The 21,012-nt window shown below is 68.7% G+C and carries 20 protein-coding genes; 7 read left to right on the top strand and 13 right to left on the bottom strand.

Going from position 1 to position 21,012, the window contains the following annotated elements; all coding sequences use genetic code 11:
• From AXZ95_RS06025 to AXZ95_RS06015, 3 genes are read right to left on the bottom strand one after another with little or no spacing between them, the layout of a single operon-like run.
• Positions 1-1,062, bottom strand: a complete 1,062-nt coding sequence (locus AXZ95_RS06025) for a glycosyltransferase family A protein (RefSeq protein ID WP_018190118.1) — start codon at positions 1,060-1,062, stop codon at positions 1-3.
• Complete coding sequence (locus AXZ95_RS06020; protein ID WP_231374369.1) at positions 1,059-2,369, bottom strand: hypothetical protein; 1,311 nt, start codon at positions 2,367-2,369, stop codon at positions 1,059-1,061. The genes AXZ95_RS06025 and AXZ95_RS06020 overlap by 4 nt, the downstream gene beginning before the upstream one ends.
• Positions 2,359-3,426 (bottom strand): UDP-N-acetylglucosamine 2-epimerase, encoded by a 1,068-nt coding sequence (locus tag AXZ95_RS06015; RefSeq protein WP_018190116.1) that lies wholly within the window; start codon positions 3,424-3,426, stop codon positions 2,359-2,361. The genes AXZ95_RS06020 and AXZ95_RS06015 overlap by 11 nt, the downstream gene beginning before the upstream one ends.
• 117 nt (positions 3,427-3,543) lie before the next feature.
• On the opposite strand from AXZ95_RS06015, the gene AXZ95_RS06010 reads away from it, so the two are divergent.
• The 5 genes from AXZ95_RS06010 to bcp are packed head-to-tail and all read left to right on the top strand — an operon-like array spanning position 3,544 to position 8,251.
• Positions 3,544-4,128, top strand: a complete 585-nt coding sequence (locus AXZ95_RS06010) for an acyltransferase (RefSeq protein WP_018190115.1) — start codon at positions 3,544-3,546, stop codon at positions 4,126-4,128.
• Complete coding sequence (locus AXZ95_RS06005) at positions 4,125-5,219, top strand: DegT/DnrJ/EryC1/StrS family aminotransferase (protein WP_018190114.1); 1,095 nt, start codon at positions 4,125-4,127, stop codon at positions 5,217-5,219. Before AXZ95_RS06010 ends, AXZ95_RS06005 begins: the two co-directional genes overlap by 4 nt.
• Positions 5,219-6,262 (top strand): Gfo/Idh/MocA family oxidoreductase, encoded by a 1,044-nt coding sequence (locus tag AXZ95_RS06000; protein ID WP_018190113.1) that lies wholly within the window; start codon positions 5,219-5,221, stop codon positions 6,260-6,262. Before AXZ95_RS06005 ends, AXZ95_RS06000 begins: the two co-directional genes overlap by 1 nt.
• Positions 6,259-7,770, top strand: coding sequence for a DUF2142 domain-containing protein (locus AXZ95_RS05995; RefSeq protein WP_043742057.1), 1,512 nt, complete (start codon positions 6,259-6,261; stop codon positions 7,768-7,770). The genes AXZ95_RS06000 and AXZ95_RS05995 overlap by 4 nt, the downstream gene beginning before the upstream one ends.
• A gap of 4 nt (positions 7,771-7,774) precedes the next feature.
• A complete protein-coding gene (gene bcp, locus AXZ95_RS05990) occupies positions 7,775-8,251 on the top strand; it encodes a thioredoxin-dependent thiol peroxidase (RefSeq protein WP_018190111.1) in 477 nt (158 codons plus the stop codon).
• Here the strand turns inward: bcp and AXZ95_RS05985 are convergent.
• The 7 genes from AXZ95_RS05985 to AXZ95_RS05955 all read right to left on the bottom strand — a co-directional run bounded on the left by AXZ95_RS05985 (position 8,248) and on the right by AXZ95_RS05955 (position 14,529).
• Positions 8,248-9,012: an ATP-binding cassette domain-containing protein gene (locus AXZ95_RS05985; protein WP_018190110.1), complete on the bottom strand. Its 765-nt coding sequence runs from the start codon at positions 9,010-9,012 to the stop codon at positions 8,248-8,250. The two genes, bcp and AXZ95_RS05985, sit on opposite strands and share 4 nt — an antisense overlap.
• Positions 9,009-9,824, bottom strand: a complete 816-nt coding sequence (locus AXZ95_RS05980) for an ABC transporter ATP-binding protein (RefSeq protein WP_018190109.1) — start codon at positions 9,822-9,824, stop codon at positions 9,009-9,011. The genes AXZ95_RS05985 and AXZ95_RS05980 overlap by 4 nt, the downstream gene beginning before the upstream one ends.
• Positions 9,821-10,696, bottom strand: coding sequence for an ABC transporter permease (locus tag AXZ95_RS05975; protein ID WP_018190108.1), 876 nt, complete (start codon positions 10,694-10,696; stop codon positions 9,821-9,823). Before AXZ95_RS05975 ends, AXZ95_RS05980 begins: the two co-directional genes overlap by 4 nt.
• Complete coding sequence (locus AXZ95_RS05970; protein WP_018190107.1) at positions 10,693-11,655, bottom strand: ABC transporter permease; 963 nt, start codon at positions 11,653-11,655, stop codon at positions 10,693-10,695. Before AXZ95_RS05970 ends, AXZ95_RS05975 begins: the two co-directional genes overlap by 4 nt.
• 86 nt (positions 11,656-11,741) lie before the next feature.
• Positions 11,742-13,238: an ABC transporter substrate-binding protein gene (locus AXZ95_RS05965; protein ID WP_231374368.1), complete on the bottom strand. Its 1,497-nt coding sequence runs from the start codon at positions 13,236-13,238 to the stop codon at positions 11,742-11,744.
• Between the two features lie 59 nt (positions 13,239-13,297).
• Positions 13,298-14,053 carry a DUF1684 domain-containing protein gene (locus AXZ95_RS05960; RefSeq protein ID WP_018190105.1) on the bottom strand — a complete coding sequence of 252 codons (756 nt, stop codon included), beginning with the start codon at positions 14,051-14,053 and terminating at the stop codon, positions 13,298-13,300.
• Positions 14,054-14,088: 35 nt separating this feature from the next.
• The gene (locus AXZ95_RS05955; protein ID WP_018190104.1) at positions 14,089-14,529 is read right to left on the bottom strand and encodes a hypothetical protein; all 441 of its coding nucleotides are present in this window, start codon (positions 14,527-14,529) and stop codon (positions 14,089-14,091) included.
• A 225-nt stretch (positions 14,530-14,754) separates the two neighbouring features.
• On the opposite strand from AXZ95_RS05955, the gene AXZ95_RS05950 reads away from it, so the two are divergent.
• The gene (locus AXZ95_RS05950) at positions 14,755-15,003 is read left to right on the top strand and encodes a WhiB family transcriptional regulator (protein WP_018190103.1); all 249 of its coding nucleotides are present in this window, start codon (positions 14,755-14,757) and stop codon (positions 15,001-15,003) included.
• A 141-nt stretch (positions 15,004-15,144) separates the two neighbouring features.
• Here the strand turns inward: AXZ95_RS05950 and AXZ95_RS05945 are convergent, their stop codons facing one another.
• The gene (locus AXZ95_RS05945; protein WP_018190102.1) at positions 15,145-16,638 is read right to left on the bottom strand and encodes a PAS domain-containing sensor histidine kinase; all 1,494 of its coding nucleotides are present in this window, start codon (positions 16,636-16,638) and stop codon (positions 15,145-15,147) included.
• Between the two features lie 290 nt (positions 16,639-16,928).
• Between AXZ95_RS05945 and AXZ95_RS05940 the strand changes: the two genes are divergently transcribed.
• Positions 16,929-17,417, top strand: coding sequence for an Rv3235 family protein (locus AXZ95_RS05940; protein ID WP_018190101.1), 489 nt, complete (start codon positions 16,929-16,931; stop codon positions 17,415-17,417).
• 61 nt (positions 17,418-17,478) lie between these two features.
• On the opposite strand, the gene secA is transcribed toward AXZ95_RS05940, so the two are convergent.
• Positions 17,479-20,280: a preprotein translocase subunit SecA gene (gene secA / locus AXZ95_RS05935; protein ID WP_018190100.1), complete on the bottom strand. Its 2,802-nt coding sequence runs from the start codon at positions 20,278-20,280 to the stop codon at positions 17,479-17,481.
• A gap of 81 nt (positions 20,281-20,361) precedes the next feature.
• Positions 20,362-20,943, bottom strand: a complete 582-nt coding sequence (locus AXZ95_RS05930) for an alpha/beta fold hydrolase (RefSeq protein ID WP_081626594.1) — start codon at positions 20,941-20,943, stop codon at positions 20,362-20,364.
• Positions 20,944-21,012 lie beyond the last annotated feature (69 nt).

Here is a 21,012-nt window from a genome sequence, read left to right as displayed (position 1 = left end):
TCAGGGCGTCGAACTGGACTGAGCGTCCGTCCGCGATCCGCGGAACGCCGCGCGGTGTACCCAGACGCCGCGCGCGAGTCCGGCCCAGAAGACCGCACCGAACGGGATGACGTAGAGCAGGAACGACAGCACGGCGCGCCCCGCCGCCGCTCGCGCCGCCGAGACGAGCACCAGGGCGAGGATGCCAGAGACGGCCAGGGCCAGCACGACGATCACCAGCCACCAGAGGCCGAACGCGATCGCGAGCACGAGCAGGATGAGCGCGACGACCGGTGCGACGACCAGAGCGACGAGGACCAGATTGCGGAGGAGGCCCGTGCCTGCGTAGCTGTCGACGAACAACGTGCCCCGCACAAAACCGTGACGGAGGAAGCCGCCCACCGTGATGCGCGGCCGGTAGAGCGCACGGAAGCCCGGGTCGATGCGGAGGGCGCCGTGGTCGGCGATGTACCGCAGCAGCCGCGTGTCGTCCGATACGAGATCGGCGTTCTCCTCGGGCCAGGCCGCACGGCAGGCGTCGGCGAAGGCGGCACGGTCGATCACCAGGCACCCGGTGCCCTTCGGCACGCGGTCGAAATTCTCCGGAGTGATGTCGGTCGGCGCGGGATGCGCCAGGTATCCACCCCAGAAGACGTGGGTGGGCACCTCCCAGAAACGTCCGACGAGCGGTGCCGCAGGGTCCGTCGGCACGTGCCCGACCCACGCGCGGGCGTCCGGGCGGAGCGCGTCCACGCTCTCAAGGTAGGCGAATGCGTCCGGAGCCATCAGGAGCCGCGAGTCGAACAGCAGGATGCGGTCGGCCCGCGCAGCCTGGACGCCCTCCCAGCGCGCGAGGAACCGCCCTTTGTTGGGCTGGGAGATCACGCGGAGCGGAACAGGGGACGACGCCGCGATGCCCGCGAGCACGGCGGCGGTGTCGTCGGTGGAGCCGTCATCGACGACCACGATCTCCGCCTCAACCGAGCTGTTGCCGAGGGCGGTCGTCAGCGATCCGATCGTGGTGGGGAGCCAGGGCGCCGAGTTGTACGACGCGATGACGATGCTGAGGGCAGGCGAGGTCATGGCGCGGGCTGCTCCTCGACGACGGCCTCCCGCCCGGTGCGCCTGCTGCGGAGCAGGAGCGCCCAGTGGATGCCGTACAGCGCCAGGAAGGTCACCAGCCCGATGAGGCCGTTGCCGACCAGCCAGGCATCGACGTCGGGCAGGGTCGCGGAGGCGACGAGCCACTGCGCGACGGCGGCGAGCAGGAAGACGGCGAGCGCCGCCTTCGACGCCGCGGCCGTGATGCGCACGAGCACACCCTGGGCCAGCGCCCACGGGATCCAGGCGAGAGAGAAGCCGACCACGATCTGCGCCGTCGCGGCGTAGTGCGAGCCGAACAGCAGGCCGACGATCCACGGCCCGAACGGCACGACCAGGAGGAACATCGCCACCCCGGTCAGCAGCGTCACTCCGAGGATCACGGTCACACCGAGGTTCGTCAGTGCGGCGTTGCCCTTGGAGCGGACGAACCGCGGCAGCAGATAGAGCGAGAAGGTCGCCGGGATGATGAGGGTCGTCTTCACCAGCACGGCGGCCGCTGCGTACGCTCCGGCCAGCTCCTCCGGCGTTCCGGCCCGGACCAGCACAACGTCGGCGTTCGTGAGCCACGCGAACCCGACGGTGAGCAGCAGCACGACGGTGCTCTGCATCGTGAACGGCGACCGGCCGACCGCCAGGGAGCGGCGACGGGCCACGGCACCTGCGCCGATCGCGCCGGTGAGGGCGGTCAGGACGAGGATGGCCAGGATGGCCGCGGAGCCCGCGTAGGCGAGCATGGCGATCAGGGCGAGCACCGCCTGCGCGACCTGGGCACCCGTCGACCACCAGACCACGGAGCGGGAGTCGCCTGCCCCCTGCAGGCGCCCCTGAGCAAGCGCGAACAGGAAGTTCGGGATCATCGCAGCGGCCGTGAGGACGACGGTCAGGACACCGGTGGCGCCGGGAGCAGCGAGGGTCGACGACAGGGCGAAGACGCCGAGCGTCCCGATCCCGCCGAGCACGAGCGCCTCGACCAGGGCGCCGTCCACCCGGCGGACGCGATCGCCGGGGATGCTGCGCGGCGCGTGCAGCGCCTCGGCCGTCGTGACCGCGACGGAGTTGCGGAGCGCCGAGCTCCCGATCGCCGCAACGTTGATGAGTGCCAGGGCCGCAGCGAGGAGGCTGTACGAAGCGGGCCCGAGACCGCGGATCGTGATGAGCTGGAACGCGGTCGTCGCCACGATCCCCACGATGCTGACGCCGGCGATCTCGGCGAGCGCGCGACCGTGACGGCTGATCATCCCCGGCGCTCGACGCTGCGGCTGCTCGCCGCCCCCGCTAGTCGGCATACCCTCGGCTGATCAGGTCGTCGACGATGATGTCCGACGGCGACCGCTCCGGGCGGTCGGGCTCGTGCCGGAGGGATTCGTAATCTCTCAGGAACGAACGCAGCCGGCCGAGGTCCCATTCGGACAGCACGATGTTGCGGCCGATGCCTTCACCCTGCTCCGTGGTCTTGCGGTGGATGAGCGTCGGGACGCCGAGCAGCGCCGACTCGGCCTGGATTCCGCCGGAGTCCGTGACCACGAACGCGGCGTTCTCCAGCAGGGCGACGAACTCGTCGTGCCGCAGCTTGGGGAGGACGGTGATGCGGTCGCCGCCCTGATTGGCGAGCAGCTTCTCCAGCGTCTCCCTGTTGTAGGCGTCGACGATGAGCCGCAACGGGACCTCGCTGGTCGCGAGAACCTCGAGGGTGTCGTCGACGAGCTGGCTGTTGGAGACGAACTCGAACCGGTGCAGCAGCACGACGCCGTACGGCCCATCCGTGCCGGCAGCGCGCATCCCGTGGTCGAGCACAGCGTCGAGGGCCGTGTTGCCGTGCGTGTACACGACGTTCGAACGCTTCTTCAGGTTCTCGGTCGCCTCGATCGACGGCGTGTAGTGCACCGTCGCCATGGTCCCGACGATGCGCCTGTCCAGCTCCTCCGGGAAGGGGTGCCGCCAGTTGCCGCTGCGGAGACCCGCCTCGATGTGGGCGCAGTCGAAGCCCATGCGCTTGGCGATCCAGGCGCCGACGACGCTCGTCATGGTGTCGCCGTGCACGACGATGACCGTGTTCTTCGGCAGCGATGCCGCGACCCGCTTGCGGTTCTTCCGCAGCCAGCCGAGCAATGTCATACCCCAGCGGACGACGTCGCCGGTGCCCCGGAGCGGCTTGCCTGCGGCACCGTGGGCGATGACCTGATCGGGAGTACCGAGTCCCAGCTGCTCCATCGCGGTCATCAGAGCCTCTGTGTGCTGCATCGTCACCCACTGCTGGGTCGCAACACCTCGCTCACGGAGCCGGCGGATGACCGGGGCCAGTTTGATGGCCTCCGCCGTCGTTCCGTAGATGAAAGTGATCATTTTGAGGTGTTGAGACCTTTTTCCGGGATGTGCCTGGGGTGATCGATGTTACATTCACATCTCCGCGACTGAGGTACCACGTTCGAGCCGGCGCGTCAGCGTCGAGAGGAGGACACGTTGTTCATCGCCGACAAAGCCGATATCGCCGTCACATGCACAATCGGCGACGGGACAGTGATCTGGGATCACGCACAGGTGCGCGAAGGCGCACGGATCGGTGAGGACTGCACGATCGGCAGGGCTGCTCACATCGGCGCTGGGTCGACCGTGGGAGACAGATGCAAGATCCAGGACCACGCGCTGATCTATGGGCCGGCGGATCTGGAGGACGGTGTGTTCGTCGGCCCCGGCGCCGTGCTCACCAACGACCCTTTCCCGCGGGCTGTGACTCCGGATGGAGCGCGGAAGACAACAGGCGACTGGAGGCCTGCCGCCGTCGTGGTCGAGCGCGGTGCCTCGATCGGCGCCGGCGCCGTGTGCGTCGCTCCCGTGGTCATCGGATCCTGGGCGATGGTGGCGGCGGGTGCGGTGGTGACCAGGAACGTACCTGACCATGCTCTCGTCGGCGGCGTCCCCGCACGGAAGATCGGCTGGGTGGGCCGCGCCGGCGTCCCGCTGGTGCAGGACACGGAAGGGTGGGTCTGCCCGGCCACCGGCGAACGCTATCGCGAGAACGACGGCACGCTCGAGGTGGTCGCGTGACCGATCTGGAGTTCATTCCGGCCGCCCGGCCGCTCATCGGCGACGAGGAGCGCGCGGCGGTCGACGCCGTACTGCAGAGCGGGATGCTGGCGCAGGGTCCCGAGGTCGCCGCCTTCGAGCGCGAGTTCTCCGACGCTCTCGTCGCGGGCCGCCCCACGGCGGCGGTGAACTCCGGCACGTCCGGTCTCCACCTCGGCCTGCTCGCCGCGGGCATCGGCCCGGGCGACGAGGTCATCGTCCCCTCCTTCACCTTCGCCGCGACCGCCAACGCCGTCGTCCTCGCAGGCGCCGTTCCGGTGTTCGCGGACATCGAGCCCGACTCGTTCAACCTCGACCCCGATTCCGTGGCTCGAGCGATCGGTCCGAACACCGCGGCGATCATGCCCGTGCACCTTTACGGCCACCCTGCGGACATGGGCCGCCTGTCCGCCCTCGCAGCCGAGCACTCGCTGGCCCTGTTCGAGGATGCCGCGCAGGCCCACGCCGCGACCCTCGACGGACGGCAGGTCGGCACCTTCGGCGACTGGGCGATGTTCAGCCTCTACCCGACCAAGAACATGACCTCGGGCGAGGGCGGGATGGTCGTCTCCGCCTCCGCTGCCACCGACGAGCGCGTCCGTCTGCTCCGCAACCAGGGCATGGCCCGGCCGTACGAGAACGAGATCGCCGGATTCAACGCCCGCATGACCGACCTGCACGCCGCGATCGGCCGTGCCCAGCTCCGAAAGCTGGCCGGCTGGACGGAGCAGCGGCGCAGGAACGCTGCCCGCTTCGACGCCGAGCTGACGGGCGTGGTCACACCCCCGGTCGCCGAGGGTGCAGAGCACGTCTACCACCAGTACACGATCCGCGTCGCGGAGGACCGCGACGGGTTCGCCCGCGCGCTTCGCGAGGAGCACGGGATCGGCACCGGCGTCTACTACCCCACTCCGGTGCACCGGCTCCCGGTCTTCGGGCTGGAGCTCGACCTGCCGGAGACCGAACGGGCCGCTCGGGAGGCGCTCTCGCTCCCGGTGCATCCGTCGCTCAGCGAGCAGGACCTCGACCGCATCGTCTCCGCTGTGAACACGCTCGCGAAGGCGGGAAGCTGATGGCCGCGCTGCGGGTCGGCGTCGTCGGCCTCGGAGTGATGGGATCGCACCACGCACGGGTTGTCCGCGAGCTGGACGGCTTCGAGCTCGCCGGCGTCGTGGAGACGGCCCCCGAGCGCGCCGCCTCCATCGACGCCCCGGTCTACCGGTCGGTCGCCGAACTCATCGAAGCGGACGTAGACGCCGCCGTCGTCGCCGTTCCCACGACGCTGCATGAGTCGACGGCACTCGAGCTCGCCGAAGCCGGCGTCCACGCCCTCGTCGAGAAGCCGATCGCCACAGATCTGGATGAGGCGCGCCGGATGGCGGATGCCTTCCGTCGGAACGGTCTCGTCGGAGCGGTCGGCCACATCGAGCGGTTCAACCCGGCCCTGCAGAACCTGCGGAGCCGCGTCGAGGCCGGCGAGCTGGGCTCGGTGTACCAGATCGCCACGCGCCGACAGGGTCCCTTCCCGATCCGCATCGCCGACGTCGGCATCATCAAAGACCTCGCGACGCACGACATCGACCTCACCTCCTGGCTGGCGCAGAGTCCCTTCCGGGCCGTGCACGCCAATACCTCCCGGCGGAGCGGCCGACCGCACGAGGATATGGTCGCCTTCAACGGCCGCCTCGATGACGGGATCATCACCAACCACCTGGTGAACTGGCTGTCGCCGATGAAGGAGCGCATCACGGTCGTCACCGGCGAGCGCGGCGCGTTCGTCGCCGACACTCTCAGCGGCGACCTGACGTACTACGAGAACGGCACCGACGCGACCGAGTGGGATGCCGTCTCCAATTTCCGGGGGGTCGCCGAAGGATCCGTCATCCGGTTCGCGCTGAAGAAGCGCGAACCGCTGCGCATCGAGCACGAAGCCTTCCGCGACGCCATCCTCCACGGCCGACCCGGCATCGTGACGATGGACGAGGGTCTCACCACTCTCGCCGTGGCCGAAGCCGTCATGCGGTCGGCCGACGAACAGCGCGAGATCGAAGTCGACCCTGACACGCTGCCCAGCGCCCTCGCGGGCCGCCTCGCCGGGAACGGCTCGGGCCGATGAGGGCGGCGTGGAGGCCGTGGCGGATCGTCGTCGCGGTTCTGATGCCCGTCGCCCTGTTCTTCGGGCTGGTGGCATGGGCGTTCGCCTCACCGGTGGGTGCCGCGCCTGATGACGACTATCACCTGACGAGCATCTGGTGCGCTCAAGGTGAGCGAGCAGGTCTCTGCGAGCCGGGGCCGAAGCCCGACGAGCGCTCGGTCCCCCGGGCGATGACGCTCTCCTCGCTGTGCTTCGCCCACCGCTCCGAGATCCCTGGCACATGCGCGATCCCGGACGCGGAGGCGCTGGTCCCGACCGACCGCGGCAACTTCAACGATCACGGCTATCCGCCCGTCTACTACGCCGTCATGAGCGTCTTCGCGTCCCCGCACCTGGGAACCGCCGTGATCTCGATCCGCGTGTTCAACGCGTTCCTCTATGTAGCTCTCTTGACGGCCTTGTTCCTGCTTCTCCCGGCGCGGCGACGCGGTCTGCTCGTGTGGTCCGCGCTGGCGACGCTCATCCCGCTCGGACTGTTCCTCGTCGCGAGCGCGAATCCGAGTGGATGGGCGGTGCTGTCGGCCACGACGCTCTGGCTCGCCTTGCTCGGCTACTACGAGGCGACGAGCCGAGGACGATTGATCGGGCTCGGGGTCGTCGCCGCGATCAGCACCGTCATCGGCGCCGGCGCCCGAGCGGACGCGGCCACGTACGGCGTGCTCGCGATGATCCTCGTGGTCGTGCTCAAGGCGGAGCGCAGTCGTGCCTTCCTCCTGCGCTCCCTGCTGCCCGTCGGGCTCGCGATCGTCAGCGTCCTGCTCTACCTGAGCGCCTCGCAGGGCGGAGTCATCACTCGCCCGCACTCGGCTCTCCCGCCGTACGAGTTCGCCTGGCTGCTGTGGAAGAACCTGCTCGACCTGCCGTGGTTCTACGCGAGCTCCTTCGGCCACGGCCCCATCGGCTGGCTCGACACCTTCATGCCGGTGAGCGTCTGGGGTGCCGTCACTCTCGTGGTCTGCGGACTCGGCTTCTGGGGGCTGGGGCGGATGACCTGCCGCAAGGTGGTGGTGCTTGCCATCTCCGCGGTAGCGGTCGTGTTCGTGCCGCTGTACATCCTCATGCGCGAGCAGATCCATGTGGGCACGGGAGTTCAACCGCGGTACATCTACCCCCTGCTGATCCTTCTCGTCGGGCTCTGCCTCTACGGGCTGAACCGCTTCGACCTCGGCCTCAGCCGCCTGCAGCTCATCGTGATGGGTGTTCTGCTCATCACGGCCAACGGAATCGCGCTGTACACGAACATCCACCGGTACACGACAGGTACCGATGCGCAGTACCTCAACCTGAACTCGGGGGTCGTCTGGTGGTGGCCCATCCCCGTGCTGCCGATGCAGATGTGGGTGCTCGGTGCCCTCGCCTTCGCCGTCGCGGTCGCGGCGGCCGTGGTGCTCGGGCTCTCGACTGCACGCCGCAACGCGCTGCGCGGCTTCCGGTACCGCGCGCTCGAGACCACCGTGGCAGGAGAATAGACCCATGACTGATGCTCGACTCGAGGCCGGCACTCCGGCACCCGCCTTCACACTCACGGACCAGGACGGCACCGCCGTCTCGCTCTCCGACTTCGCCGGCGAGAACGTGATCGTGTACTTCTACCCCGCGGCGATGACCCCGGGGTGCACGACGGAGGCCTGTGACTTCCGCGACAACCTGAACTCGCTCAAGTCGGCCGGATACCAGGTGATCGGCATCTCGAAGGATGTGCCGGCGAGAAATAAGGAGTTCCAGGAGCAGGAGGGCCTCAACTTCCCTCTGCTGTCCGACGAAGACCTGGCCGTCCACCGCGCGTACGGCACCTACGGCGAGAAGAAGCTCTACGGCAAGACCGTCGAGGGTGTCATCCGGTCGACGTTCGTCGTCGACCCGGACGGCACGCTCCGCCTGCCGCTCTACAACGTCAAGGCGACCGGACACGTCGCCTCGCTGCGCAAGAAGCTGGGGATCGACGCCTAAGCCGGCAAGCGGGGCACCGACGCCAGCAGGCGGCGGGTGTAGTCGTCGCGCGGCGTCCTGAGCACCTCGCTCGTGGCGCCCTGCTCGACGACGCGCCCGCCGCGCAGCACGACCGTCTGAGCGCAGAGGGCTGCGACGACGCTGAGGTCGTGCGAGACCATGACGACGGTCATCCCCTCGTTCGCCGCCAGTTCGCCGAGCAGGTCGATGATCTGGATGCGCGTCGTCACATCCAGCGCGCTCACCGGCTCGTCGGCCAGCAGCACGCGCGGCCGTGACACGATCGCCCGGGCGATGGCGATGCGCTGCCGCTGGCCGCCGGAGAACTCGTGCGGGTAGCGACGCGCCGCGTCGGCAGGAAGGGCGACGGAGTGAAGCGCCTGCGCGACACGTTCCCGCGCCTGCTCGCCGGCCGCGAGGCCGAGGGAGGCGAGGGGTTCGCCGACGATCCGGCCGACGCTCTGCCGCGGGTCGAGGGAGGAGTACGGGTCCTGGAAGACCGGTTGTACGCTCCGGCGGAAGTCGCGCACCTGGGTGCGATCGCGAGGGTTCAGCGGCCTGCCGTCGAAGAGCACGCTGCCGCTGGTGGGCGTCGTGAGCCCCAGGAGGAGCGAAAGAGCCGTCGTCTTGCCCGCCCCGGACTCGCCGACCAGGCCGAGGCTCCGTCCCGCCTCCACGGCGAAGGAGACGTCGTCCAGCGCCGGGCTCGCCGACCGGCGGTACCGGAAGCCCGCGTCGCGCAGTTCGAGGATGGGCGTCATGGCAGCTCCAGCGCGGAATCGAGCTCGCGGGCGCTCCGCACGAGTTCGGCGGTGTACGGGTCGTGCGGGTCGGACAGCAGGCCGTCGATCGCACCCTCTTCGACGACGCGACCCTGACGCAGCACGAGCGCCCGCTGCGCCATACGGGAAACGACGGCGAGGTCGTGGCTGACGAACAGGAGCGCCATCCCGCGTTCTGCAACCAAGCGTTCGAGCAGCGCCAGCACGTCTGCCTGGACGGTCACGTCGAGCGCCGTGGTCGGCTCGTCGGCGATCAGCAGCTGCGGTCGGCAGGCGAGGGCCGCGGCGATCGCGACGCGCTGCCGCTGACCCCCGGAGATCTCCCAGGAGTAGGCGTGCGCGATGCGCTCCGGTTCGGGGAGGCCCACTTCGGCGAGCGCGCCATGCACCGCCTGACGCAGGGCATCGCCGCGCAGCCCGAGGTGCCGGCGGAGCGGCTCGGCCACCTGACGCCCGAGACGCATCAGCGGGTCGAGGGCGGTCATCGGCTCCTGGAAGACGGTCGACGCCACCCGGCCGCGCAGCGCGACGAGCTCGCGCTCCCGCGCGCCGATGACCGGCACGCCGTCGAGCAGGATGCTGCCGGTCGCGTGCAGTCCTTCGGGCAGTAGACCGGTGAGGGCGAACGACGTCAGCGATTTGCCCGAGCCGGACTCGCCGATCAGGCTGAGCCGCTCCCCCGCGTCGAGACGGAACGACACGTCGCGTACGAGCACGTCGCCGTCCCGTGTCGCGATGCTCAGGCCGTCGACCTCGAGGAGGCCGCGCGCCGCATTGTTGTGGCCACTCATCGCGACCTCCTGCGGGTCGGGTCGGCCACATCCCGAAGACCGTCGGCCACCAGGTTGACGCCGATCACGAGCACGACCAGGGCCACGCCAGGGGCGATCGCACCGGCAGGAGCCGTGGACACCGTCCCCTGAGCCTCCTGCAGCAGGCGCCCCCAGGAGGCGTTGGGCGGCGGCGCCCCGAGCCCCAGGTACGAGAGGCTCGCCTCGGCAAGCACGGCCACTCCGAACTGCAGCGCGAGGTTCACGCTGAGCGTCGGCCAGATGTTCGGCAGGATGTGCCGTGCGATGATCCCCGGCCACGAGGTGCCGGAGGTGCGCGCGGCCGTGACGTACTGCTGCGACAGCACCCGCTTGGCGAGTACACGCGTCAGCCGGGCGACGACCGCCGACATGGCGAGCCCGATCGCGACGATGGCCGTGCCGAGCGACGCCCCCTGGGCGGCCACGATCAGCATCGCCAGGAGCAATGTGGGGAAGGCGATCAGGATGTCGAGCACGGCCGACAGCGTGTCGTCCAGCCATTTGGTCGCGAACGCGGCGAGCAGGCCGAGGGTGCCGCCCACCACCGCACCGATCGCGACGGAACCGAGGCCGACGGCCAAGGCGATGCGCGCCCCGATCATCAGCTGGGTCACCAGGTCGCGCCCGAATCGGTCCGTTCCCAGCCAGTGCGCCGCGCTCGGCTGCTCGAGCCGTGTGCCGGAGGTGTCGGACTGCGCGTACGGCAGCCAGAAGAACGACACGACGGCGACGATCACCACCAGGCCGACCAGGACGAGCCCGATGCCGAGCGTCAGCGAACGGCGGGCGCGGCGCCGCCCCCGCGCTTCTGGTGCGGCCGCCTCGGCCGCCTGCTCGACGATCGCGCTCATGTGTTCCCCGAGATGCTGCGACGGAGGCGCGGGTCGACGAGCCGCTGTGCGATGTCGGCGAGGAAGCCGACGATCAGCACGAGCAGCGTCGAAACGAACAGGATGCCCTGGATGTTCGGGTAGTCGTGCTGCTCGATGGCCTTCAGCAGCATGCTGCCGAGCCCGGGCAGGGTGAAGACGCTTTCGACGACGACCGCTCCGAGGAACGTCGTGGCGAGCTCGATCCCCAGCACGGAGATCACGGGCACAGCGCCATTGCGCAGACCGTGGCGCCACATCGCTCCCGCGAAGCCCGACCCCAGTGCGCGGGCGTTGCGCAGATAGTCGCTGCCGATCACATCCAGCGTCGCGCTCCGGACATAGCGGGAGATGGAGGCGCTCATCACGATCGCGATCGTCACGACCGGCAGGGCGAGGGAGGTCAGGGCCTCGGCCGGATCGGACCAGTCGTCACGCGGGAATCCGCCGGACGGGAACCACCCGAGGGTGATCGCGAAGACATCGACCAGGAGGATGCCCACCCAGAACACCGGGACAGCGATGCCCAGCTGCGAGAACGCGGACAGCAGCATGCCGTACCAGCGGTCGGCCTTCCACGCCGCGACGAAGCCGATCGGCAGCGCGAGCACGAGCGCCAGGACGAACGAGAGGAGCGTCAGCGGGATGGTCACGGACAGCCGCGCGGCGATCTCGGGGCCGACCGGCAGCGAGCTGATGAACGACTCGCCGAGATCGAGCGACACCAGGCTGCCGAACCACGAGAAGAACTGCTGCAGCAGCGGCTGATCGCTGCCCACCTGGTGCTGCGCCGCCGCGATCTGCTCCTTCGTCGCTCCGACGGAGAGCAGCGCGTTCGACGGGTCGCCCGGCAGCACACGGAGCAGGAAGAACAGCACGACCATGGCCAGCAGCAGCGACACCACGAGGAACGCGGTGCGACGCAGGAGGTAGAGAGCCATGGTGGTTTTCAGCGTAGATGCTCGGGGAGCCGGTCGGCTCCCCGAGCATCAGGGTTGTGGAAGAGCGGTCCTTGTGGAGAACCGGCCTACTTCTTGACGATGTCGTACGCGAAGAACTGCGAGTTCAGTCCGTTGACCGGGTAGCCGCTCACGTCGCTGTCAGCGACGACGATCTGCGGGTACAGGTACAGCCAGGCGCTGGCCGCATCCTTCGCGATCTGCTCGTTGACCAGCTTCAGCTTGGCGGTCTGATCTGCCGTCGTGCTCGCCTGCTCGGCCTCGTTCACCCAGGCGGTCACCTGCGGGTTGTCGTAGCCCCAGTAGAAGTCCGGGTTTCCGTACCAGACCACATCGCGGTCGTTGACGTGCTCCTGCAGCGTCGCGGTGAAGTCGTGGTTCTTGAACACCTTCGTGTACCACTCGTCCGCCGAGATGGAGTTGATGTTCACAGTGATGCCGACCTTCGCCAGCTCGCTCTTCAGGAACTCGGCGACCGCGGGGTGCGGGTCGTACGTGGGCGTGTCGAGCGTGAAGGCGAACCCGTTCGCGAGACCGGCCTCGGCCAGCTCCTTCTTAGCGAGGTTCACGTCGTACGGGTTGACCTTCGTGAGGTCCTCGTACCAGGGGTCGCTCGGCGGCACTATCGAGCCGATCAGCGTTCCGTAATCGCCCCAGATCGAGTTGAGCAGCTTCTTGGTGTCGATCGCCGAGTAGACCGCCTTCCGGACCTCGACCTTGTTGAAGGGGGCCACCCTGTCGTTGAACGCCAAGAGCTCCTTGGTCGTCGACTTGCCGTCGGAGATCGTGAAGTCCTTGTTTCCCTTGAAGGTGCTGAGGGCGTCGGGGCTCTGGATGCTCGTCACGATGTCGACCTGCTTGGTCTGGAGCGCGTTCGACAGGGCGGAGGCGTCGGTGAAGTAGTCGAACTCCACCTCCTTGTTCTTCGCCTTGTCGCCCCAGTAGCCGCTCCAGCGCTCGAGGCTGAGCGAGCTGCCGCGCTTCCAGGTGCCGAGCGTGTACGGGCCGGTGCCGTCCTCCGCAGTCTTGTAATTCGAGGTGCCCGGGCCGTAGATCCACACGTAGCTGAGGTTGTAGGGCAGCGAGATGGACCGCGAGGACAGGGTGAGAGTCACCGTCTTGTCGTCCGGGGTGTCGATGCTCTTGATGACCTCGAGCTGCGACTTGCGCGCCGACTGGGAGTCGTCGGACGTGACGCGCTCGATGCTGCGCTTCACGTCGGCGCTGGTGAGCGGCTTGCCGGAGTGGAACTTCACCCCGTCACGCAGGGTGAACGTGTACGTGAGGCCGTCGGCGCTCGTGGTGTACTTCGTCGCGAGCAGCGGCTCCACCTTGCCCTCGTCGGTGAGCTTGAACAGCCCCTCGTAGACGTTGCCGTTGAGCGCCTCGGTGACGCCCTGGCCGCCTCCGGCGGTGTTGTCGAGGTTGACCGGCTCATAGAGCGAGCCGATCGCGATGGTCGCGCCGTCACCGCCGGCGGACGACGAGCCGCCCGCGCAGCCCGCGAGCGTCAAGGCCGACGCCAGGCCGATCGCGAGCGCAGCGAACAATGGGGTCTTTCTCACGGTGATTCTCCAGTGCTGTGGGGGGGTGGATGCTTCGGTGCTTCGGGCGCTCGGCCCGCTCAGTGCTGTGCGCCGCCGCGGAAGGTCACGCGCTTCTCCCCCGCGGTGACCGCGACGGGGAAGCGGTTGTTGCGCGGCGGCAGCGGACAGTTGTACTGGTCCGAGAACCCGCACGGCGGCACGAAGGCGCGGTTGAAGTCGAGGACGACGTGGTCGTCGACGTGCTCGACGAAGAGGAAGCGGCCGGACGCGTAGGTCCCGTCCTCCCCCTCGGCGCCGTTGGTGGGGTCGCCGAACACCAGGAGCAGCGTCCCATCGTCGTCGAAAGCGCTCAACGTGTACGCGATGCCGTCCCGTTCGAACGTGATGTCGCCAGGCACCACCAGCTCCCGTGTCAGCCCATTGTCACGGATGTGCTCGAACGGAATGGTGCGGTCGTCGCTGACGGGCGTGAACGTCGCCTCGATGACCCAGCTGGGGTCGAAGGGGAAGACCTCGATGGTCTCGAAGTCTTGGACGGCTGGGGATGCCGCATCCCAGAGCCGGATGCCGCGCTCGACCTCTCCGGTCTCCAGGCTGCGGCGCGTGAGCTCTGTCGCGGTGACCGTCGCCGGATGGCCGGCCAGGGCCTCCTCCGGAGTCGTGGTGTCGCCCTCCTGCAGCCACCGCGTCTCGATCAGAGCGAGGTTGCCGGTGGGCGCTGTCACGCTGCTCAGGCGGCTCGCACGCCAGGCGTCCCAGCCTGCGCGGGCGCGCTCGATGGTCGCGGAGGAAGCGGAGGTCTGTGTGGAGATATCAGTCACGATGCCGGACATAACCATCCGAGTCTCCGCCTTGTTCCCGGTGGACGCTATTCGTGTTGCTCCATGTTGCGGGCCGTGGCCCGGACCACCGCCGGGGAGACGGCGAGGACGCCCGCGACGACCGCCGGCACCAGGAGCGCCCAGCCGACGTCCGGCCGCGCATAGAACCCCTGGAAGCATCCGATGGCGACGGCGAGCTGGAGGATCTGGATGGTTAGCGCCGACGCGCGCGCCCAGCTCCGCAGCCGCAGGATGCCGACGAGCGTCGCGATCAGCCAGGCCGCCGCGAGCAGGACGAGGACCACGATCGCGACCGCGGACGGGTACGACTCCGGCTTCTGCGTGAGCAGTTCGTACACCAGCCAGCACGCGACACCGACCACGAGGACCGTCTCCAGGGCGAGGATGACGGTCAGCACCGTGAGGAGGGGCGGACGCGACGGGCGGCGCTCCGTGGCCGCCTCCGGGGCGTTCTGGGGGTCGGGCACTATAGCATCCTGACGTTTCCGGCTCGTGTTCTCAGCGTTATCCCATACAAAACTATTGATTCGCAATAACCGCTATGGGAGCATATTCAACGGTCGAGTTAACGCTCACAGGGTCGTGGGCAGGTCTGATTCCCCACGGATCTAAGCACCCTGCAACCCGACTGCTTATCTGCATTCTATGGCCCTCTCGGGTCAGGAACCCCAGTAAATAAGGAGCACATCTTCATGGATTGGCGCGACAAAGCCGCCTGCCTCACCGCGGACCCCGAGCTTTTCTTCCCGGTTGGCAACACCGGCCCTGCGGTCGACCAGATCGACAAGGCCAAGGCGGTCTGCGCACGCTGCACCGTGACCGAGATCTGCCTTCAGTACGCCCTCGAGACCGGTCAGGACTCGGGTGTCTGGGGCGGGCTCTCCGAGGACGAGCGCCGCGCCCTCAAGCGCCGCGCCGCGCGCGCACGCCGCGCGTCCTGACGCTCCACCCGCTTTTCCACTCGTCGGCGCGGGCCATACCCTCCCGCGCGTCCGACACAGCCGAGGCGGCGCTCACACACCTAGCATCGAGCGCCCCTCGGCATTTTTCATGCCCGGATTCCTACGCGGCTTGGTCGCCGGTCAGATCTTGGTGAGGTAGCGCAACGGGACCTCGATGGTCACCTCGGTGCCCTGCCCCATCATCGTGTGCCAGTCGATCGCACCGCCGAGCTCGCCCTGGATGAGCGTGCGGACGATCTGGGTCCCCAGGCCGGTCCCGACCTTGCCCTCCGGGAGGCCCGAGCCGTTGTCGACGACCTTGACGGTCAGCGACTCCTCGGACCGGTGGGCGACGATCTCGACCTCTCCTTCGCGCCCGGCCAGCCCGTGCTCGACCGCGTTGGTCACGAGCTCCGTGAGCGCCAGTGCGAGCGGCGTCGCGTACTCCGACGGCAGCTGGCCGAAGGTGCCCGACTTCTTCGGGTGCACGGTCGTGGTGTGGCTCGCCGCGACCTCGGCCACCAGCAGCAGCACGCGGTCGAAAACGTCGTCGAAGTCGACGATCTGCGCGAGCCCGGTCGACAGGGTGTCGTGGACGACGGCGATGGCCGCGACCCGGCGCATGGCCTGGCTGAGAGCCTCGCGCGCCTCCTCCGAGTGCGTGCGGCGCGCCTGGATTCGCAGGAGGGATGCCACGGTCTGGAGGTTGTTCTTCACCCGGTGATGGATCTCGCGGATGGTCGCATCCTTCGTGATCAGCTCGCGCTCCTGGTGGCGCTGCTCCGAGACGTCGCGGCAGAGCACGATGGCCCCGACGCGCTCACCGCGGTTCCGGATGGGGATGGCGCGGAGCGACACCGTGACGCCGCGGGCTTCGATGTCGGTGCGCCAGGGGGCGCGGCCGGTCACCACCAGCGGCAGCGACTCGTCGACGGTGATCGTGCCGGCGAGCAGACCGGTCGTCACCGTGGCGAGGGACTCCCCCTCGAGCTCGCCGGTGAAGCCCATCCGGTTGAAAGCGCTCAGCGCGTTGGGGCTGGCGAATGTGGTGACCCCGTCGACGTCGAGGCGGATGAGACCGTCCGCCGCGCGAGGCGCCCCTCGGCGAGGCGCGGCCGGGGCACCGAGGTCCGGGAAGTCTCCGGTCGCGATCATGTTGAAGAGATCGTTGGCGCACTCGTTGAACGTCAGCTCCTGCCGGCTCGGCGTACGCGCCTCGCTCAGGTTGGTGTGGCGCGTGATCACCGCCACCGGCTCAGGCGCGGTGTCCGGGGAGTGGACGGTCAGGCGGCGGATCACGGGAACGGCGCGCACCCGGGTCGGGGTCTCCTCGTACCAATCCGGCGCTGACGTGTCGATGATCTGCTTCGACCGATAGGCGTCGGTCACCTGCTGGCGCCACTCCGGCTTGATGCGCTGACCGACGAAGTCGCGGTAGAAGAGCGTGGCCGCCGAGGACGGACGGGCGTGCGCCACCGCGACGAAGTCGTCATCGGCGGTCGGCACCCACAGCACGATGTCCGCGAAGGCGAGGTCGGCGAGCAACTGCCAGTCGCCGACGAGGCCGTGCAGCCACTCGACGTCCTCTTCCGAGGAGCGGCCGTGAGCGTGGACGAGATCGCTGAGGGTGGACATCACCCCATCCTAAACGGCGCTCCGACGGGCATGACGAGAGTTATCCACAACGCGTTTATGCCCTGGTCCGCCGCGCGCCGACCTGTTTGAGTGAGGCATCGTACATATCACGGGTCTATTTCAGCACCGACCACCGACACACCCCCTCGGGAGAAAAAATGCACCACCTCGCCCTCGCACCCGCGACCCCGTCCACCGCCGGAATTCCCGGTGATCGGGCCGCGGATCCCGGCCGTTCCGGCATCCGACCCGGAGACCGCTCCGGAGCCCATCCCGCTCCCCGTCCCGGGATGCCCGAGGCCGCTGTCGCGTTGCCGCACGAACACCCTGCCGGGCGGCTGACGCCGGGCCGCTCTGACCGCCGCACGCCAATTGCGGTCACCGGATTCGGGCAGACGCGCACGGGCGAAGGGACCATCGTCGAGTTCCCCACGGGCGACGAGCCGAGTCCGGGGACGCTATGCTCCAACCTCGCGAGATCGGTCGTGGAGATCCTCGCGGGCGCGCGTCCGCTCGATCAGATCGGCCGCTGGGTGAGCGACTCCGTCTACGTCCATCTGCTGCGACGCACCATGCTCACCGTCCAGGCGCGGACCACGGCGGCCGAGAACCCGTTGCGACCGCGCATGACCATCGGCGATCCTGTCCTGGCGTTCCCGGTCGATGGCGTCGTCGAAGCGGTCGTCATGGTCCACCAGCCCGCTCGTTCCCGCGCCGTGGCGATCCGCCTGGAGCGACACCGCGCCCGCTGGCGCGCCACGGCCATCAACGTCCTCTAGCCGGGAAGACGACGATGGCGGCCCCGCAGGGCCGCCATCGTCATGGTGATCGGTTGCGCGATCAGCGCTTCTTCGCCTGCGCGCGACGCTCTGCGCGGTTCGCGGGGGCCTCGTCCGAGGACTCGACGCGCTGGCCGAAGGCACCGCGCTGGTTGGACGCCTGCGCGGGCGGAGCGGCCGGGGCGGCCTGCTGCTGAGCGCGCTGCGCACGGGCGGTCGCTGCCTGCTCGAGCTGACCGCGCTGGTTGCGCACCTCGACGCCGCCCTGCTCGGCGGGAGCCGAGTAGCTGAGCTTCGTGTCGCTCTCGCCCCGCGCGAGGCCCTTCGCGGCGACGGCAGGAGCCTCGACCTCTCCGGGGGCCTGGTTGACCTCGACCTCCAGGTTGAACAGGAAGCCGATGGTCTCCTCGCGGATGGCGCCCATCATCTGCTGGAACATGGCGTAGCCCTCGCGCTGGTACTCGACCAGCGGGTCGCGCTGAGCCATCGCACGGAGGCCGATGCCGTCCTTCAGGTAGTCCATCTCGTAGAGGTGGTCGCGCCAGCGGCGGTCGATGACCGAGAGCACGACGCGGCGCTCCAACTCGCGCATCGCCGGAGCCCCCAGCGACTCCTCGCGACGCTGGTAGGCGATCCGGGCGTCCGAGAGGATCTCGCGGCGCATGAACTCGCGGTTGATCTTGCCCTTGTTGCCGGCCTCCGAGATCACCTCGTCGATGCTGACACCGACCGGGTAGAGGGTCTTGAGCTCGGCCCACAGGGCGTCGAAGTCCCAGTCGTCGCCGCTCCCCTCGCCGGTGTGCTGGTCGAGGATGTCGTCGATCACGTCGGTGAGGAACTGCTGCACGCGCTCGTGCAGGTCGTCGCCCTCGAGCACGTGACGGCGGTCGCTGTAGATCGCCTCGCGCTGGCGGTTCAGGACGTCGTCGTACTTGAGCACGTTCTTGCGGATCTCGGCGTTGCGGGCCTCGACCTGCGACTGCGCGCTGCGGATCGCGCGGCTGACGACCTTCGACTCGATGGCCATGTCGTCCGGGACGCTGCTGCGGCCCATGAGGCTCTCCGCCGCGCCCGCGTTGAAGAGGCGCATCAGATCGTCGGTGAGCGACAGGTAGAACCGGCTCTCGCCCGGGTCGCCCTGACGGCCGGAACGACCGCGGAGCTGGTTGTCGATGCGCCGGGATTCGTGGCGCTCGGTGCCGAGCACGTAGAGACCGCCGGCCTCGATGACCTTCTCGGCCTCCTCGGCGACCTGCGCCTTGACGTTCTCGAAGACGCCCTCCCAGGCGGCCTCGTACTCGTCCGGCGTCTCGACCGGCGACAGACCGCGGGCGTTCATCTCGGCGACGGCGAGGAACTCGGAGTTGCCGCCGAGCATGATGTCGGTACCGCGGCCGGCCATGTTGGTGGCGACGGTCACGGCGCCGAGACGCCCGGCCTGGGCGACGATCGCGGCCTCGCGCGCGTGGTTCTTCGCGTTCAGGACCTCGTGTCGGACGCCCCGCTTGGCGAGCAGACGCGAGAGGTACTCGCTCTTCTCGACCGAGGTGGTGCCGACCAGCACCGGCTGGCCCTTTTCGTGACGCTTCACGATGTCCTCGACCACCTGGTCGAACTTCGCCTTCTCGTTCTTGTAGACGAGGTCGGACTGGTCGATGCGCTGCATCGGCTTGTTGGTCGGGATGGGCACGACGCCGAGCTTGTAGGTGCTCATGAACTCGGCGGCCTCGGTCTCGGCCGTACCGGTCATGCCGGAGAGCTTCTTGTAGAGGCGGAAGTAGTTCTGCAGCGTGACGGTCGCGAGGGTCTGGTTCTCGGCCTTGACCTCCACGCCCTCCTTCGCCTCGATCGCCTGGTGGATGCCCTCGTTGTAGCGGCGGCCGACCAGGATGCGGCCGGTGTGCTCGTCGACGATCAGCACCTCGCCGTTCATCACCACGTAGTCCTTGTCGCGCTTGAACAGCGCGTTCGCCTTGATGGCGTTGTTGAGGAACGAGATGAGCGGGGTGTTGGCCGACTCGTAGAGGTTGTCGATGCCGAGGTAGTCCTCGACCTTCTCGATGCCCGGCTCGAGCACACCGACGGTGCGCTTCTTCTCATCCACCTCGTAGTCCACGTCCGGCGTGAGGCGCTTCGCCAGGTTGGCGAACTCGTTGAACCAGCGGTTCGCCTCGCCGGACGACGGACCGGAGATGATGAGCGGTGTGCGCGCCTCGTCGATGAGGATCGAGTCGACCTCGTCCACGATCGCGAAGAAGTGGCCGCGCTGCACCATGTCGCTCGCCTGCCAGGCCATGTTGTCGCGCAGGTAGTCGAAGCCGAACTCGTTGTTGGTGCCGTAGGTGATGTCGGCCGCGTACTGCTCGCGGCGCTCCTCCGGGGTCTGGCCGGCGAGGATCACGCCGGTCGTCATCCCGAGGGCGCGGAACACGCGCCCCATCAGCTCGGACTGGTAGCTCGCCAGGTAGTCGTTGACGGTGACGATGTGGACGCCGCGGCTCGCGATCGCGTTGAGGTAGGCCGCGGTGGTCGCGACGAGGGTCTTGCCCTCACCGGTCTTCATCTCCGCGATGTTGCCGAGGTGAAGGGCCGCGCCGCCCATGATCTGCACGTCGAAGTGACGCATCCCGAGGGTGCGCTTGGCCGCCTCGCGGACGGCCGCAAAAGCTTCGGGGAGCAGGTCGTCGAGGGATTCGCCGTTGCCGTAGCGCTCGCGCAGCTCGACGGTCTCGTGCGCGAGTTCCTCATCGGTGAGTTCGCTGAAGTCGTCTTCGAGGGCGTTGACCGCCTTCGCGTACGCCTCCAGCCGACGGAGGGTACGGCCCTCGCCAACACGGAGGACCTTTTCCAGAACTGAGGCCACTGATGCACTCCACTTACGCTCGGTCGGGCTGACAGCCCGGCGCCCCGGCGGACGCACGCCGGACGGCATACTCCGCCGACGCTAGAGACATGCTACTTGTTCCGCCCTGACGTTCGACCTGCCCGGCCTGGGAGGACTCTGGATGCCGGCGGCGAACGCGGTGAGGAGGTGCGCTCCTTCCTCCCAGTCGCCGAGGTTGCTGGCCGAGTTGAGGTGTCCGCGTGGGCCGAGCGAGACGCTGGCGGCACCCCACTGCGCTGCGAACTGCTCCGCGCGCTCCGGCGAGCAGTACGGGTCGTCGCTGCTGGTGATCATGAGGACAGGGGCGGCGGGCGTGACATCGAGCCCTGCCGAGAACGACTCGGGTTCCCGGGGGAACCGGGGACCTGCCGGATCTGGGGCTGCCACCAGGAACAGGCCGGCGACGTTCTCCGGATGGAGATGCGCCCAGCGGACTGCGAGCAGGCAGCCGAGGCTGTGGGCGACCAGGACCGCCCTGGCCCCGCCGACCGCCCGATCGAGAGCACGGGACCAGTCATCCGCATCCGGTTCGTCCCAGGAGGACGGCTCGATGCGGCGCATCCCGGGATGACGGGACTCCCAGATCGATTGCCAATGCTCGCGATCCGAGCCTCCGATGCCCGGCACGATGACTATTCGCATGCACGCCCTTCCGGTTGTTGTGGATGGTGGAGAGTGCCGTTCGACCGGTCGCTGACCACGATCGTAGGA

Origin of the sequence: Leifsonia sp. 115AMFTsu3.1 (genome assembly GCF_004362795.1) — a bacterium.
Taxonomy (GTDB): domain Bacteria; phylum Actinomycetota; class Actinomycetes; order Actinomycetales; family Microbacteriaceae; genus Leifsonia.
The sequence above is the reverse complement of the archived record's forward strand: the minus strand, read 5'-3'. Positions and strand labels throughout refer to the sequence as shown.